The sequence below is a fragment of the Posidoniimonas corsicana genome, assembly GCF_007859765.1.
GTDB classification, from domain to species: Bacteria; Planctomycetota; Planctomycetia; order Pirellulales; family Lacipirellulaceae; genus Posidoniimonas; species Posidoniimonas corsicana.
Map to the genome: position 1 here is coordinate 1 of NZ_SIHJ01000006.1, position 15,497 is coordinate 15,497.

General features: G+C 69.0%; 11 protein-coding genes. All 11 read left to right on the plus strand.

Annotation, left to right across the window (positions count from 1 at the left end; all coding sequences use genetic code 11):
* Positions 1–504 precede the first annotated feature (504 nt).
* The 11 genes from KOR34_RS24955 to KOR34_RS25005 all read left to right on the plus strand — a co-directional run bounded on the left by KOR34_RS24955 (position 505) and on the right by KOR34_RS25005 (position 15,107).
* Positions 505–4,068: a carboxypeptidase-like regulatory domain-containing protein gene (locus tag KOR34_RS24955; protein WP_146568870.1), complete on the plus strand. Its 3,564-nt coding sequence runs from the start codon at positions 505–507 to the stop codon at positions 4,066–4,068.
* 160 nt (positions 4,069–4,228) lie between these two features.
* Positions 4,229–4,711: a hypothetical protein gene (locus KOR34_RS24960; protein ID WP_146568871.1), complete on the plus strand. Its 483-nt coding sequence runs from the start codon at positions 4,229–4,231 to the stop codon at positions 4,709–4,711.
* A 179-nt stretch (positions 4,712–4,890) separates the two neighbouring features.
* A complete protein-coding gene (locus KOR34_RS24965; RefSeq protein ID WP_146568872.1) occupies positions 4,891–5,577 on the plus strand; it encodes a heavy-metal-associated domain-containing protein in 687 nt (228 codons plus the stop codon).
* Positions 5,574–6,104, plus strand: a complete 531-nt coding sequence (locus tag KOR34_RS24970; RefSeq protein WP_146568873.1) for a hypothetical protein — start codon at positions 5,574–5,576, stop codon at positions 6,102–6,104. Before KOR34_RS24965 ends, KOR34_RS24970 begins: the two co-directional genes overlap by 4 nt.
* Positions 6,105–6,123: 19 nt before the next feature.
* On the plus strand, positions 6,124–7,293 hold the full coding sequence (locus KOR34_RS24975; RefSeq protein WP_146568874.1) for an ABC transporter permease: 1,170 nt from the start codon (positions 6,124–6,126) through the stop codon (positions 7,291–7,293).
* A 10-nt stretch (positions 7,294–7,303) separates the two neighbouring features.
* On the plus strand, positions 7,304–8,884 hold the full coding sequence (locus tag KOR34_RS24980; RefSeq protein ID WP_146568875.1) for an efflux RND transporter periplasmic adaptor subunit: 1,581 nt from the start codon (positions 7,304–7,306) through the stop codon (positions 8,882–8,884).
* A gap of 27 nt (positions 8,885–8,911) precedes the next feature.
* Positions 8,912–9,622: an ABC transporter ATP-binding protein gene (locus KOR34_RS24985; RefSeq protein WP_146568876.1), complete on the plus strand. Its 711-nt coding sequence runs from the start codon at positions 8,912–8,914 to the stop codon at positions 9,620–9,622.
* Between the two features lie 2 nt (positions 9,623–9,624).
* The gene (locus KOR34_RS24990; RefSeq protein ID WP_146568877.1) at positions 9,625–10,767 is read left to right on the plus strand and encodes an ABC transporter permease; all 1,143 of its coding nucleotides are present in this window, start codon (positions 9,625–9,627) and stop codon (positions 10,765–10,767) included.
* 275 nt (positions 10,768–11,042) lie between these two features.
* On the plus strand, positions 11,043–11,699 hold the full coding sequence (locus KOR34_RS27615) for a type II secretion system protein (protein WP_146568878.1): 657 nt from the start codon (positions 11,043–11,045) through the stop codon (positions 11,697–11,699).
* 40 nt (positions 11,700–11,739) lie between these two features.
* Complete coding sequence (locus KOR34_RS25000; protein WP_146568879.1) at positions 11,740–13,713, plus strand: hypothetical protein; 1,974 nt, start codon at positions 11,740–11,742, stop codon at positions 13,711–13,713.
* Entirely contained in the window at positions 13,710–15,107 is a 1,398-nt protein-coding gene (locus KOR34_RS25005) for a cytochrome-c peroxidase (protein WP_197531727.1), read from the plus strand. Before KOR34_RS25000 ends, KOR34_RS25005 begins: the two co-directional genes overlap by 4 nt.
* Positions 15,108–15,497 lie beyond the last annotated feature (390 nt).

Genomic DNA, 15,497 nt, shown 5'->3' on the forward strand with positions numbered 1-15,497 from the left:
GCTGAGGGAGCGTGAACTTCTTCGGGGCACGGTGATGCCAGTAACGACGCACCGTCCGACGACCCAGCTCGTGGGCGGCAAGCAGCAACGCGATGGGAGACTTCGTCGTTCGCACCCACACCGTACGGAAACAACACTACCTACAGTTTAGCTAGCAACGATAAGATTTCTACAGAGCTACAAAAGTCCGCCCCCACCCTGGGCGCCGACGTTCGTTTCAGCCTTGTATAGCAGCGTGTGGCAACAAAGGCCGGCGACGGGTCTGCCGACTTTTGTCCCCACCCTCGCGCCAATAGGGACAAAAGTCGTTCCACACCATCACGACCAAACTGCAAGGCATTTCGCCGCCAACCGCTCATTAGACCCCTTCAGGTGGCCGGATTCTACAACATTCTGGGAACAGTTTGCGTAGCGTGAACGAAGCGATAAGGCGTCCCCTATACTTCCATTAGACGCCGCGCGACTCACTCGTCCGTCCGGTCCTTGCAGCAACGAGCCGAGCCTTTGACTAGCTACCGCATCTGGATGATTGGCGCCTGCCTGCCCCTCCTGCCCGCGGCGACCTCGGTGGCGGCTCCGGTCGAGGTGTTCATCCCCGGACAGAACCCCGCGGCCGCCACGGCGGGGTGCGCAGTCTACGCCCAACCCTATCGGAAGGACCCTACGTTCGTCGGACGCACTAGCGACCAGGGCGCGTTGGCCGATCGCTTCGACAATGTCGAGGAGCCGGGCCGGCTCGTGCAGCGTGCGTACTGGGTGCTCCCGCACGACCCGGACCGCTGGTCATTGCATGTGGCATCCGAGAAGTCGCTCCCCTCGACGGCGGACGCGCCCTCCGATGACGTGCTGCGGCATATCGGCAAGAGAGTCGAGGCCCACTGGGACGAGGCCAACGGACAGCCGAGCGTCACGACCGACCCCGTGCCCGAGCGGGGCACGGTGCGGATCCAGACCCAGGGGGCCGACGGCCGGCCCCTGGCCGACCGGGCGGTGCACCTTTATCCCGCAGACCGTTTCGGTGGGTTCGGCAGGGAATCCCTGATGCTCTCCGGCAGGACCGACGCGCGCGGCGTGATCGAGATCCGCCAGTTCCCAGGCGTGGCGGAGTGGATCGTCTGCTTCCCCGGGCTGGGGCACACGCAGACCGGCCCGATCGTGGTGACTCCCGGCGGCGAGTCGACGATCACGCTCCACCGCCCGGCCCCGTACGCGGCCATCAGCGGCCGCCTCAGCGACGAGCTGCGTGACCAGACCGACGGCGAGTCGCCGATCGTGCTTCTCGCCACCGACCTCGCGTGGCAGTACCGCCAGGCGCCGTTCGACGCGGAGGGTCGCTTCCGATTAGCCGACGTGCCGATTGGCAGCAACTACGAACTGCGGATCAAGGGCGTTAAAACAAAGACCATCGGGATGCGAGGCCTGCACCCTGGCGAACAGCGTTCCGGAGTCGCCGTCGAACCGCGCGAGAATCCGTCTGCCGAGTGGAAGCTGATAACGCAGCAATGGAATGACCGGCAGCGAAAAGTCCACGACTGGAAACCAACACTGCGCGGGCGGGTCGTTGACCACGAGGGGCGCGCTGTTGAGGGCGCCGAGGTGTTCGCAACGATCAAGTACCACGGCGGGACGCGAATGGGGCAAATCACCAAGTCAGCGACAACGAACGCGGCGGGGATGTACGCGATTCCCGACGCAAGGGGCAACGTAAGCTCGATAGCTCTAATCGCGCATGTCGCCGGCCGTCCGCTAGCGATTGGAAGAGGCGGCTTTGCCGGCGATGACGGGCTCGACTGGTCTGGCGTGGGGTTCGGCAGCTTCCTCAGCAGCGTCTCTCGTGAAGAGCTGGATGACCTGCCCCTGCCTCAGGTGCTGCACCAAGCCGACCTGGTAATCCCGGAGCGTCAACAGGGAGGCGAGCTTCGGGTGACGATCTACCAAGACGCGCGACCAAGCGAAGGCGCCGGCGTAGCGCTGGAATCGGTGGACTACCAGCCTACTTTCAGCCCCATGTGGGCGCTTGGGAACGTTCCGAGAGAACTACAGGAGCTCCTCACCCCATCCGCGCGAACCGACGCCCACGGCGTCGCCGTGTTTTCTGGGCTGACGCCTGGGCTTTACTCAGTCACAACCTTCACTTGGTCCGACGCGTCTGACCGGATACCGCCGATCTATGGGGTGGACCGTTCGTGGTCGTCTTTCGCTGATCACGTCGCGATCCGCTCTGGCGTGTCTACGGTCGCCAGCCTCAACCGCACGAAGACCAAGCTCGAGTACCCACCCATCCGTGTGTTCGACACGAGCGGCGAATGGCTCTCGAACATCAAGGTGAACACTAGCTGGACTCGCCCCGCCTCGCGAGGCGGCGCCCGATCTACCATCGAGATCGACGAGCAAGGCGTCGGTCGCGTCCACATCGGCGGACTTGGCATGCGGCGGCTGGAGGTTCGCTACCTTTCGCCGTCACAGGATTCGGTTACTTCGCCAATGCCGTTCCATCAATCACGCGAAGGCGCCCGGAAGGTGGCCCTCTCCCGGCTCATGCCACGCGAGCAGGCGGTGGTGTTCCGCCCGCGAAAGCTCGAAGCGGCGACCCTGCAGGTCGAAGTCACCGATCAGGACGGGCGCCCCGCCAAGGGCGCCGCGGCGGTTGAGGTGAGGTACGATGTGCGAGAGGTGGCTGCGCTCGACAGCCAAGGCGCCGCACGCTTCGAACGCATGCGGCCTGGCCGGGTAACCGTCGGCGCGATTGTCGCCGGCGCCGCGGCGCCCCCCGCAAGGCTTGACGCCACCGACGAGGAGCTGACGGACCAGTGGATGATCCCCGTCAAGTCGCTCGAGCTCGCGGCCGACGAGCAGGCCAGCGTGCAGCTCAGGGTGCAGCCGGTCGCTTACATCCGCGGCAGAATCAGCCCCCTGCCGCCCAAGAACGCGTCGATGCGACTCTCGACCAGCAACTACGCCGCCCGCAGCTCACTGGACACCAAGTGCTGGTTTAATCACCAGACCGGCGAGTTCATCATCGGGCCGGTGCTGCCGGGCCGCATCGAGGCGCAAGTTCATCTCAGCCGTGACAACGCGCCGCTGGCGTACGCCAAACACACCTTCCATGTCGACCGGCAGGGCGTGCACAGGGAAGACTTCCCGCTGGAGCTCACGACCATCAAGAACTCGACGCCCAGCGCCCCGCCGCTGGAGGGAAGGGTGTACCGCGCCGACGGAAAAACGCCCGCCTACGCGGCGCGCATCGCCGCCTATACGCCCAATCAACCGAGGTCGCCCTACAGCAGGTGGCGCCCGGCGGATACCTGGACCAACGCAGCAGGACGCTTCATTGCCCGCAAGCCGACGCTGTGGCGCAAGCAGTACTCGGACCTTAAGCTTCCGCCCGGCACACCCACAGAACCGGTGCTGGTCGCCTGGCTGCCCGGCGAGCTGGGCGCCACGATCACGCCGTTGCCCTCGCCGCCGGCCGAGGGCGAGGAGCTGCGGATCGTGCTGCCCGAGCCAGCCGGCGTCCGCGGCGCGGTGACCGTCGGCGGCGAGAGCCCGCTCGGCATGCCGGCGGCGATCACGGTGCTGGCGCAGCACCGCGGGCGGGGCCGGCTGGACGAGGTGCTGAGCGTCCGCACCACGGCCAACGCCGACGGCGCCTACGAGCTGCCCGGCCTGACCCCCGGCGAGTACGACGTGCAGGCCGCCGTGGACGGGATCTGGTTGTCGTCCACCACGCGCGTCAGCGTGCCCGCCGGCGGGCCCTGGTCGCACACGCTGGACATCGACGTCCCACCGCTGGGCGACGCGGCCGAGTACCGGCTGATCGACGCCGCGGGAACGCCGCTCGCCAACCAGTCGATCCGGCTGGCCATTCCCGAATTCGACGGGCCGCTGGGCAGCACGCTCCGCAGCCCAGAGATGTCCACCGACACCGGCGGAGTTGTCCACGTCGAGGGCCTGCGGGCGGGCGAACACGAGTTTGAATTGGGGACGGACGGCGCCCGCTACAGGTTCGAGGTCCCCCCGCTTGGGTCGCCGACGCCAATCCCGGTCGATCTGCGGGTGCATGAGTAGGCCTTCGGACGCTGGCGTCGCGGCCCCGCATGCCCGACCCGAGACCTGGGGATTTGGGGCATCTTTGCGGGCGGATCAGGATTCAGATAAACTGCCTGTGTTGATCGTGCCGACTTCCCTGGATGGACACCAGGACTCCCCGCAGCCCATCCCCTCCGCCATGTTCCGCCGCGCCGACAAGCTGAAGCGTGCTATCGCCTGTGCGGCGGTGCTGCTGTCGTTGTCGACGCTGGCGCAGGGATCGGGGATGTTCTGCTACCTGGGCGCCTGCGGGGAGAGCGCTGTATCCCAGCTCGATGGCGAGCACTCGTGCTGCCAACGCGTGTCGGTTTGCCGGCAGGCTTGCTGCGGGGACGACCAGCAATCGGCCGCCCACTGCGACGACCCAGACAACCACCGGCACGACTCGTGCCCGTGCCCCGAACAGTGCTGGTGCCACGTCGCGCCGCAGCCGCTCGAGCCGCCGAAGACCTCCGCCCTGCCGGTGGAGCAGGCGCTGCAGGCAGTCTGCAACATCGACAACCCGCACGTTGGCGGCCCATGCCCCCAGCCCACAACCTCGACCCGCCGGGCGGCCCCGCCCGGCGTAGGCGACCAGCCGGCTTTGGCTCGGTGCGCCCAGCTCTGCCGGTTCTTGATCTGAGTCGCTGAACCGCGCCGGGTAGCAGGGACGGGCCTTCTGACCAGAGCCGCCCGGCCCGCCGGGTCGACTTGGATCGATCCCGGACCCCACCCGGCCCTCTGCACAAGCCCTCACAGGGCAGCGGTACGCGCGCAACGCGCCGCGCCGCCGCGACTCAACACCCGAACCAAGGACGAGATATGCATAACCGCTTTACCCGACTGGCCGCGGCGGCGACCCTGATCGCCTGCGTGCCGGCGGCCCCGGCCGCCCGGCCCACCGCCCCACCCAACGCAGCGATCACCATCACCGCCGAGAAGATGTGCTGCCAGGGCTGTGCGCGGAAGGTGTCCGGCAAGCTCTACACCGTCAAAGGAGTGAAGTCGGTGAGCGTCGACCTGCCGACCCACACGGTCACGGTCTCGCTCCCGCGGCAGGACATCGCCACCGTCGGCGCGCTGTGCGACGCGGTGCGGCAGGGCGTCGACGGCCCCGCCACGGTGACCACCGCCGCGGCGGCCTACAAGCTGGCGCCCGCCGAGTCCGACGACCAGGCCGCCGAGCTCAAGAAGATGGGCGGCACGCAGCGCGTCGTGATCGACAACCTGCACTGCCAGGGCTGCGCGCGGAAGATCGCGTCGCGGCTGTACACCATCAAGGGCGTGACCAAGGTCGAGGTCGACATGTCCCAAGAGACACTGACCGTCCGGACGCACGCGAAAGCGGAAATCTCGCCTTGGCAGACCGCCGCGGCCGTCGCGCAGGCCGGCGAACGCCCGATCGCCGTGACCGGCGCCTTCGGCAGGCTCACGATCGAGTACGCCGAGGCGGCCACGCCCAAGGACCACCAAGCCCAGAACCCCGTCAGCGGAGGCATCCAAAGATGAACGCCCGACTCGCAGCAACCTACCTGTTCCTGTCCGGGTGCGTCGGACTCGCCGGCTGCGGCGGCGACGCGCCCTCGACGTCCGCCAGCCTCACCCCGGTCAGCGTCGACGCCAGCCGCTATCTGCTCACCGAGGAGCCGGACGGCGCGGTCGGCGTGATCGACGCCAAGGAGTCCGCCGCAGACGGCGAGCCGCTGGTGCTGGTGGGCCGCATCGGCGGCGCCGCCAACCCATGGGTCGACGGACGCGCGGCCTTTACGCTGATCGACGCGTCCATGTCGGTGGTGGCCGACGGTCAGGAGTCTGCCGAGGGTGAGATCTGCACCGGCGACTGCTGCGCGACCGAGCGGCTGGGCTGCATTACGCTCGTGAAGTTTGTCGACGAGAACGGCCGGGTCTTGCCGGTCGACTCGCGCAAGCTGCTGGGCGTCGCCGCGGAGGACATGGTCGTGATCCGCGGCAAGGCGAAGAAGGACAAGAGCGGCAACTTCACGATGCTGGCCACCGGCCTGTACGCCCGCAAGTAACCCCGCCACCCGGCCAGCCATGCTCACCAAGCGACTACTCCCGTGGGACTACGGCGTGCGAAACCTGTTCCGCCGCCCGGCCCGCACTGCGCTCACGCTGGGCGGGCTGACCATCGTGGTGCTGCTGGTGCTGGTGGTGGTCGGCTTCATCCGCGGGCTGGAGCGGTCGCTCGCCGCGACCGGCAGCCCGGGCGTGGCGCTGGTGTACTCGCTGTCGTCGGCGGCGGACATCGAGAACTCTTCCATCCCCGGGCGGACCGCCACCCTGCTTTCCGCCAGCGTCGAAGGGGTGCGGCGGACCCACGGCGTGGAGTGCGTCTCGCCTGAGCTGTACCTCGGCACGCGGGTCCGGACCGCCGGGCTGCGGCAGCCGGGGATGGGTTTGGTGCGGGGCGTGACCACCTCGGCGCCGCTGGTGCGCGACCGGGTGCAGCTGATCGAGGGCGCGTGGCCCCAGGCCGGTGAGGTGCTGGCGGGCCGGCTGGCGCACTCGAAGCTCGGCGCTAGCGAACAGGACCTGCGGATCGGCCAGCAGATCGAGTTCGACGGCCAGACCTGGACCGTCAGCGGGCGGTTCGCGGCCGCGGGCTCGGCGTTCGAGTCCGAGGTGTGGGCGCCGCTAGCGGACCTGCAGACGGCGCTCAAGCGGCAGGACCTGAGCCTGGTGGCGGTCAAGATGCAGTCGCAGGACGCGATCGCCGACGTCGACATGTTCTGCCGCGAGCGGGTCGACCTGGAGCTCAAAGCGGTGGCCGAGACCGACTACTACGCGTCGCTGCAGAAGCACTACAAGCCGGTCCGCATGCTCGGCTGGGTGGTGGTGGCGCTGGTCGCCGGGTCCGGCGTGTTCGCCGGGCTCAACACGATGTACGGCGCCGTGGTGGGCCGCGTCCGCGAGCTGGCCACGCTGCAGGCCATCGGCTACCGGCGGCGGGCGATCCTGCTGACGCTGGTGCAGGAGGCCACCCTGCTGGCCTGCGCCGGCGCCCTAGGCGCCTGCCTGCTGGGCCTGCTGCTGGTGGACGGCCTGGCGGTGCGGTTCACGATGGGCGCGTTCATGCTGCGGGTCGACAGCGTCGGCATCGCGGTGGCGTGCGGCGTGGCGGCGTTGCTGGGGGTCATCGGCGCGCTGCCGCCGGCGGCCAAGGCGATGCGGCTGCCGGTGGTCGAGGCGATCAAGGCGATCTAACAAGGGAATCATGGCGACCAGCGCCCCACAACTCGACCTCAGCCAGCTTGCCGTCGACCGCGGCAAGCCAGCGCCCGCGCGGCTGCGGGTGCGTCGCGCCTGGCTCACGCGTTACGTGCTGCCCGCGGCGATCCTGTGCGGATTCCTGGCGCTGTTCGCGTGGGCCGCCCGCGACACGTTCCTGCCCGCCCAGCCGGTCACCATCACGCCGGTAGTGGTGAGCCGCGCCGAGGTGACCCAGGAGGGCGCGCCGCTGTTCCAGGCGGCCGGGTGGGTCGAGCCCCGCCCCACGCCCGTCGTGGCCGCGGCCCTGGCGCCCGGCGTCATCGACCAGATGCTGGTCGTCGAGGGTGACCAGGTGGAGCGCGGGCAGCCGGTCGCCAAGCTCATCGACGTCGACACTCGGCTCGAGCTGGCCAACGCCCGCTCGCAGCACAACCTGCAGCTCGCCGAGCTGGACCGCGCCCGCGCGAAGCTCACCGCCGCCGAGACCAACCTGGCCCAGCCGGTCGCCCTGCAGGCGAAGCTGGCCGAGTCGGACGCGCAGCTCGCCGAGACCGCGCGCGAGCTGAACAACCTGCCCTATGCGATTCAGGCGGCGCGCACCCAGCTCGAGCTGGCGGAGGTGAACGTCCGCCGCAAGGAGCAGGCCGGCGACGCCATCAGCGGCCGCCTGCTGCGAGAGGCCCGCGCCCAGCTCGAGACCGCCGCGAACGCGGTCAAGGAACTTGCCTCGCGTGAGCCCACGCTCCGCGTGCAGCGGGAGTCGCTCCAGCGCAAGCGGGACGCGGTCGCGTCGCAGCTCGAGCTGCTGACTGAGGAGCGGCGGGCCGTGGCCGAGGCCCAGGCGAGCGTCGCGGCGGCCGAGTCACGGGTCGAGCAAACCCGGCTTGCCGTGGAGGCCGCCGAGCTGCGGCTCGAGCGGATGGTCATCCGCTCGCCGATCGACGGCTGCGTGCTGAGCGTCAACGCCCACCCGGGCGAGTGGCTGTCGGATATCCGGTCGTCGTCGACCCACGGCGCCAGCGCGGTGGTGAGCCTGTACGACCCCAAGAGCCTGCAGGTGCGGGTGGACGTCCGGCTGGAGGACGTGCCGCAGGTGCAGATCGGGCAGCCGACCGAGATCGCCACCGCCGCGCTCGCCAAGCCGATCGCCGGCCGGGTGATCTCCGTGACGCCGCAGGCGGACATCCAGAAGAACACGCTGCAAGTGAAAGTCGCCGTGGCCGACCCGCCGGCGGTGATCAAGCCCGAGATGCTCGCCAAGGTGACGTTCCTGGCGCCGCCTACGCCAACCCAGGAGGACGAGGACGCGTCGCCGCCGCTGCGGCTGTTCGTGCCGCAGTCGCTGGTGTCGGCGGCCGACGGCGCATCCGCCGTGTGGGTGGTCGACCTGACCGAGGGCGTCGCCCGCCGTCGCCCGGTGCAGGTCGGACGCGGCGCCGCCGAGGACGGGCTGCTCGAAATCACCAGCGGCCTCTCCCCCACCGACAAGCTGATTGTCGGCGGCCGCGAGACGCTGACCGACGGCGCGCGGGTGCGGGTCGCGGGCGAGGACAACGGCGGCGCCACGACCAACCAGACCAGCTAGCCGAACCACCGACGAAGGAAACCTGCCATGTCGCTCGTCGACGTGCTCAACGTGACCAAGGAATACGCCAACGGCGAGGAGACCATCCGCCCGCTGGACGGGGTCAGCATGTCGATCGAGGAGGGCGACTACGTGTCGCTGATGGGCGCGAGCGGCTCGGGGAAGAGCACGCTGTTGAACCTGATCGCCGGCATCGACCAGGCCACCTCAGGCCAGATCATCGTCGACGGCGTGGACATCACCAAGCTCTCCCGGGGCAAACTTGCCGACTGGCGGGCGGCGCACATCGGCTACGTGTTCCAGACCCACAACCTGATCCCTGTGCTGACCGCCTACGAGAACGTCGAGCTGCCGCTGCTGCTGCTGCCGATGTCCGCCGCCGAACGCCGCAAACGGGTCGAGATCGCGCTGGAGGCGGTCGACCTCACCTCGCGGGCGTCACACTACCCGCGGCAGATGTCCGGCGGTCAGGAACAGCGGGTCGGCATCGCGCGGGCGATCGTGGCCAACCCGACCGTGATTGTCGCCGACGAGCCGACCGGCAGCCTCGACGACGAGACCACCGAGCAGGTGCTCGACCTGCTGGGCCGCGTCAACGCCGAGCTGGGCATGACCCTGCTGATGGTCACCCACGACGCCGACGCCGGCGCGCGGGCCCGGCGGCGGATCCGGCTCGAACGCGGCCGCCTGATGGAGAATGGCAAAGAGACCAAGGCCTCAGCCCTGAGGACCGCCTAGCCGTGGCAAAGTTCCTACCCTACGTGCTGAAGAGCCTGTGGCGCCACCGCGCTCGCTCCGTGCTGACCGTCAGCGGCACGGCCATCGCGCTATTGGTGTTCTGCTTCATCGGCTCGGTGCAACAGGGCCTCAGCGCGTTGACCTCCGACGCCGCCGCCGACCGCACGCTGATCGTGTTCCAGGAGAACCGCTTCTGCCCGCAGAGCAGCCGCCTGCCGCAGGACTACGAGCGGACGATCTCCCAGCTGCCCGGCGTGCGCGACGTCGTGCCGATCAAGGTGTTCACCAACAACTGCCGCGCCAGCCTCGACGCGATCGTGTTCCAGGGCATGCCGGCCGCGCAGCTCAAGTCCGCCCGCGACCTGGAGCTGACTAGCGGCGACTGGGCCGCCTTCGACCAGCAGGACGACGCCGCCCTGGTGGGCCAGGACGTCGCCGCGCGGCGCGGGCTCGCCGCGGGCGACAAGTTCACCATCGGCGACGTGTCGGTCGTGGTGCGGGGCGTGTTCCGCTCGCCGACCGCGGCCGAGAACAGCCTGATCTACACGCACCTCGACTTCCTGCAACGCGCCCGCGGCGCCAGCGACGTCGGCACGGTCACGCAGCTGGAGGTCCACCTGACCGACTCCGCCGACCCCGACGCGGTCAGCAAGCAGATCGACCAGGAGTTCCGCGCGGGCCCGGTCGGCACCACCACCCGCACGAAGGGCATGTTCCAGGCCGACACGCTGGGCGACCTGGCCGAGCTGATCGGCTTTGTCCACTGGCTGGGCTACGCGTGCGTGGGGCTGGTGCTGTCGCTGGTGGCCACCACCACGGTGATGTCGGTCCAGGACCGCATCAAGGAGCACGCGGTGCTGCAGACGCTCGGCCTGCGGCCCCTTCGCGTGTTCAGGCTGGTGATCGTCGAGAGCTTCGTGCTCAGCACGCTGGGCGGCCTGCTCGGCGTGGCGGGCAGCACGGCCATCCTCGCGCTGACCGGCATGTCGGTCGCCGCCGAGGGCGTTACCATCGCGTTTGAGCCCTCGCTCGCGCTCGCGATGCAGGGCGTGGCGGTCGCCGTAGTGGTCGGCATCCTGGCCGGCCTGGCGCCCGGCTGGCAGGCGTCGCGGACCGAGATTGTGTCCGCGCTGCGGCACGCGTAGCAGAGGGTCTGCCCTACGCTGATCGCCTGCGGGCCGGTGCAGTTCGACAGGAAATCTTCCGTCGCCCCTTGTATCGCGCAGGCTGGCCGCGTAACCTCTGTTGAGAATGAGTCGCGACAAGCTTCGTGGCCCGTTCGTCCCGCCCGCTAAGAGGATTCTCCTCTCCGCCAGCCCACATCGCTCCGCCCAGCGGACCCCTCGCTAGGGCTGGCCCTCCCCCTCAACCCTTCCGTTCGGCTGCGCGAATCGCACCCGTCGTGTAGCCGCGTTGCGAAATGCCTGCAAGCCACCTCGACCGACGATTCCGCCGAAAGGCGGGCCGCTGCGCGGCGGGGTTCACGATCGTCGAGCTGCTGGTGGCGGTGTTCATCATCGGCGTGCTGATCGCGCTGCTGATACCGGCGGTGCAGGCCGCCCGCGAACAGGCCCGCCACACCGCCTGCAAGAACAACCTGCGGCAGATCGGCCTGCTGACCCACATGTACCGCGACCTGCACAAGGGGAAGTTCCCCGATGGCGTCCGCACGGGCAGCTTCTCGTACCGGATGTCTCCGGGGCTGAAGACGCAGGGCGACCGGTCGGCGTTCCCGGAGACCTACGGCCTGCAGGCGGTCTTCGAAGAAGAGGACTACATCGAGCCGCGGTCGGGCATCTGGATCTGCCCCTCGCAGACCGAGGAGATGAAGCGTCACCGCAACACCTACGCGTTCAGCATCGCGAAGAGCCTCAGCAGCCGGAACCCGCCCAACCAGAAGACGTCGCTCTGGGTGTGGGACAACTTCAGTCTCAATCCGGGGCTGTCCGGGTTCCGGGGCCCGTTCTCGGCCTACACGATCAAGAGCTCCGAGCGGGTCTACCCTCACGGCTCGCTGCGCGGGAAGGGATACAACCAGTTGTTCCAGGACGGCCACCTAGGCTACCGGCGTCTGTAATCGTACGGGCACCAATCACTCACACACCAGGAGTCACCCCATGCTACGCACCAAGTCCCTGCCCGTCCTGCTAGCCGCCGCGCTCGCGGCGGCGTGTTCTGCGCCGGCGTCCGCCCAGATCGACAACCTCGAGCTGCTAGTCGACGAGCTCACCGCGACCAACGAGAACGCGATCGCCGCGTTCGGCTACAACCCGACCGACGACACCATGTTCATCAGCTCATTCGGCGCCGGCGGAGCGTTGCGCAAGGTGTCCAACGTGAGCACCGCGCCCACGTCCGAGATCTACGTCACCGAGACCGAGCTGCAGCTCTACTACCGGGACGGCGACCCCGACCGCAGCGTGCTGAGCCCGCTGCAGAGCGCCATCCAGCTCAACCCGCTGCCGATCATCGACGGCGAGAACACGATCCCCGCCTACAGCATGGCGATCATCAACGACAACGGCCGCACCCGTGAGCCGGGCAGCAACACCACGGACCCCGCGGCGACCAAGCGTTTCTACCAGTACAACCTCGAGCCGGTCGACTTCATGAACGGCGAGGACGGCCGCGACGTGTTCACCACGCTCGCCACACTCGCGGACATGCAGGCCGCCGTCGGCGAGATCAGCACCAGCAGCAACCAGGGCCGGCAGGGCGCCTGGTCCGGCGACGGCCAGTTCCTGTACTTCGCCGACTCCAGCACCTCGTTCGGCGGCGTCTGGAAGCTCAACCCGATCTCCGGCGCCATCGAGCAGCTGCTGGCCGGCGCCCGCGACACCAATATCGAACCGGCGGTGCTCACGTCCGAAGGCGTGGACACCGTCTTCATCAGCGGCGCCGACGAGGTCAATGACGGCGGCATCGACTCGTTCACCTACGACGGCGTCACCGTCGGCCCCCGCACCACCCACGTGTCGGCCGCCGCGCTGCAGGACTTCCTCGAGCTGTCCGGCGACGACGTGGCCGACGTCCGCTCGATGACCGCCGACGGTGACGGCAACCTCTACTTCAACAGCACCGACAGCAGCCCCAACCGCCGCGGCATCTTCCGCCTCGACCCCGAGGGGCGGCTCGCCAAGGTCGTGGGCTACGCTGAGCGGGACCTGTTCTTCACCGGGCAGCTGGACAGCTCGCCCAACCCGAACTCCAACACGCTCCGCATGCAGACCCGCACCGTCACGCACCCCACCGCGGGCGAGGTGACGCAGGTGATGTACGCCGAGAGCTCGCCCGTCAACTCGGTGGCCGGCGCCTACGCGTTCGAGCCGGGCGACTTCGACCGCGACGGCGACCTCGACTCCGACGACCTCGGCATGCTGGCCACCGCCCTCACGACCCGCGGCGTCGAGATCATTGACGACGGCGACTACCGGTTCGACATGAACGCCAACGCCGTGGTCGACTGGAAGGACGTGAAGATCCTGCAGCAGTTCGCCGAGTTCCCCACCGGCGACGCCAACCTGGACGGCGCCCTCGACTTTACCGACCTCGACATCCTCAACGCCAACTACCACCTGGCCGCCGCCGACGCCGACAAGACCTGGCTCACCGGCGACATCGCCAGCTTCGTGGCCGGCTACCCCGCCGCGGCGTTCGACGCCAACGCCGTGAACCTGGCCGACCTGGTTGAGTTCGCCGGCGAGTGGGTCGACACGCTCGCGCAGGCCATCTCCGAGGAAGACCTGACCACCCGCTATACCGGCGGGTTCTTGGACGACGCGCTGGTCGCCTTTGGCTTCGCCCCGTCGAGCCTGCTGGGCGACTACAACGGCGACAGCATCGTCGACGCGGCCGACTACACCGTGTGGCGCGACTCGCTGGGCGCCGAGGGCGACTCACTGGCCGCCGACGGCTACGCCGATGGCGTGATCGACGGGCTGGACTACCAGCTATGGCGGAACCAGTTCGGCGCCACGGCGGTGGTGTCCGCCGGCGCCGCCGCCCCCGAGCCCGCCTCGCTGGCCCTGGCGGGCGCGGTGGCCGTGGCTGCCGCCGCCAGCCGCCGCCCCTGCCGGGAGGACTTGTGTTGAGCTGTCGAGGCCAGAGGAGGTCGGTTGCGGCGCCAGCCCGCTCGTGGAGCGGCCGGGGCAGGCGCGCCCACACCGGACGACGGCGGACGCCGCGGCCGGCCTCACTGGCGATCGGCCGCGGCGGGCTGATGATGATCGTCGCGTGCGTGGCGCTCGCCGCCGGCGCTCACGCGCAGGAGGCGCCAACCCCTGGGCCCCGCCGGGGCCTGCAAAAAACGGTCGACGAAAAGACCCGCATCGAGGTGTTCCGCGGCCGCAGCGGCTCGTTCACCCGGCTACCCCCGCGGGCTGAGCGCTCGCCCGAAGAACGCGGACAGCACCTGGCCCGACTCCGCGCGGCCTACACCCGGTCGCCCGCCGAGTGGCCCGCCCCGCAGGTCGACCCGGGCGTCGCGTGGCGCGAGCTGGGCCTGCTGCCCACTCCGCCGCAGGTGGAGCGTGGCAGCGTCGAGGACACCCGCATCCAGCTCGGCAAGCGGCTGTTCTTCGACCCCCAACTGTCGTCCAGCGGGCAGATCGCGTGCGCCTCGTGCCACGACCCGGACCTCTCGTGGGGCGACGGCCGCACCGTCTCGTTCGGCCACGGCCGCACGCCGCTCAAGCGTAATGCGCCGTCGCTGCTCAACGTGGGGCAGGCCGACAGGCTGTTCTGGGACGGCCGCGCCCGCTCGCTCGAGCAGCAGGTGGAGCTGGTGATGCTCAATCCCAACGAGATGCACGCCAGCGAGGAAGAAACCGTCCGGCGCCTGCGGTCGGTCCCCGGCTACGTGCAGGCGTTCGCCGCCGCGTACCCGGGCCGGCCGATCTCGCTGGCGACCCTGGCAACGGCGATCGCGGAATTCGAGCGGTCGCTGGTCGGCGGCCGCAGCCGGTTCGACATCTTCCTCAAGGGTCGGCCGGAGGTGCTCAGCGACGACGCGCTGGTCGGCCTGGACCTGTTCCGCACCGACGCCCGCTGCATGAACTGCCACCACGGCCCCACCCTCAGCGACAACCGCCTGCACGACGTCGGCCTGAGCTACTACGGGCGGAAGTTCCAGGACCTGGGCGCGTTCGAGCAGACCCGCCGCATCGAGGACGTGGGCCGCTTCAAGACGCCGTCGCTACGCAACGTCACGCGGTCGGGCCCGTGGATGCACAACGGGCTGTTCACTTCGTTGGACGGCGTGCTGAATATGTACAACGCGGGCATGCCGCACCTGTACCCCAAGAACGCCGAGCAGCTCGACGACCCGTTCTTCCCACACAAGTCGAAGCACCTCCGGCCGCTCGGCCTGAACAAGCAGGACAAGGCCGACCTGATCGCGTTCCTGGAGTCGCTCGCCGAACCACCCCGCCGCGTGCGGCCGCCGGAGCCGTTCCCGCAAGCGGCGAGCGTCGCCGACCAGCGATGAGCGCCACGTGCGGCATTTCTCCACGGCGCTCCGGCAAGGGAAGCGTGCAGGGCGTTCCTTCGGCTCCGACGATTTCTTTGTAGAAACCGGCCAGCCAGCGCGGTCAAATGAGGGGTGCGCCCGCCCTCTTCCAAGGGGACCGCTGCGCGCATTGCGAGCCAAGAGCTGAACGACGGTTTTGACCGATCGGCGCGCAAAATCGGACAGAACCCCCGCGGCCCCAACCGGAGTCAATTGACGTAACCGAATACTGCAAAAACACTTACAGAAAAACCCAGGGAGAAATAGGCCCCGGGTTTTGTCCGCTCCGCGCGTGTTTTTGGACAAAACGATGGGGGCAAAACCGTGGCGAACTGGCGTGCGAGGGAGGGAGAAAGAGAACACTAATCG

Excerpts from the sequence above, each read along its gene's own strand:
- KOR34_RS24960 (WP_146568871.1), top strand. The coding sequence starts at position 4,229 with ATGTTCCGCCGCGCCGACAAGCTGAAGCGTGCTATCGCCTGTGCGGCG.
- KOR34_RS24965 (WP_146568872.1), top strand. The coding sequence starts at position 4,891 with ATGCATAACCGCTTTACCCGACTGGCCGCGGCGGCGACCCTGATCGCC.
- KOR34_RS24970 (WP_146568873.1), top strand. The coding sequence starts at position 5,574 with ATGAACGCCCGACTCGCAGCAACCTACCTGTTCCTGTCCGGGTGCGTC.
- KOR34_RS24975 (WP_146568874.1), top strand. The coding sequence starts at position 6,124 with ATGCTCACCAAGCGACTACTCCCGTGGGACTACGGCGTGCGAAACCTG.
- KOR34_RS24980 (WP_146568875.1), top strand. The coding sequence starts at position 7,304 with ATGGCGACCAGCGCCCCACAACTCGACCTCAGCCAGCTTGCCGTCGAC.
- KOR34_RS24985 (WP_146568876.1), top strand. The coding sequence starts at position 8,912 with ATGTCGCTCGTCGACGTGCTCAACGTGACCAAGGAATACGCCAACGGC.
- KOR34_RS27615 (WP_146568878.1), top strand. The coding sequence starts at position 11,043 with ATGCCTGCAAGCCACCTCGACCGACGATTCCGCCGAAAGGCGGGCCGC.
- KOR34_RS25000 (WP_146568879.1), top strand. The coding sequence starts at position 11,740 with ATGCTACGCACCAAGTCCCTGCCCGTCCTGCTAGCCGCCGCGCTCGCG.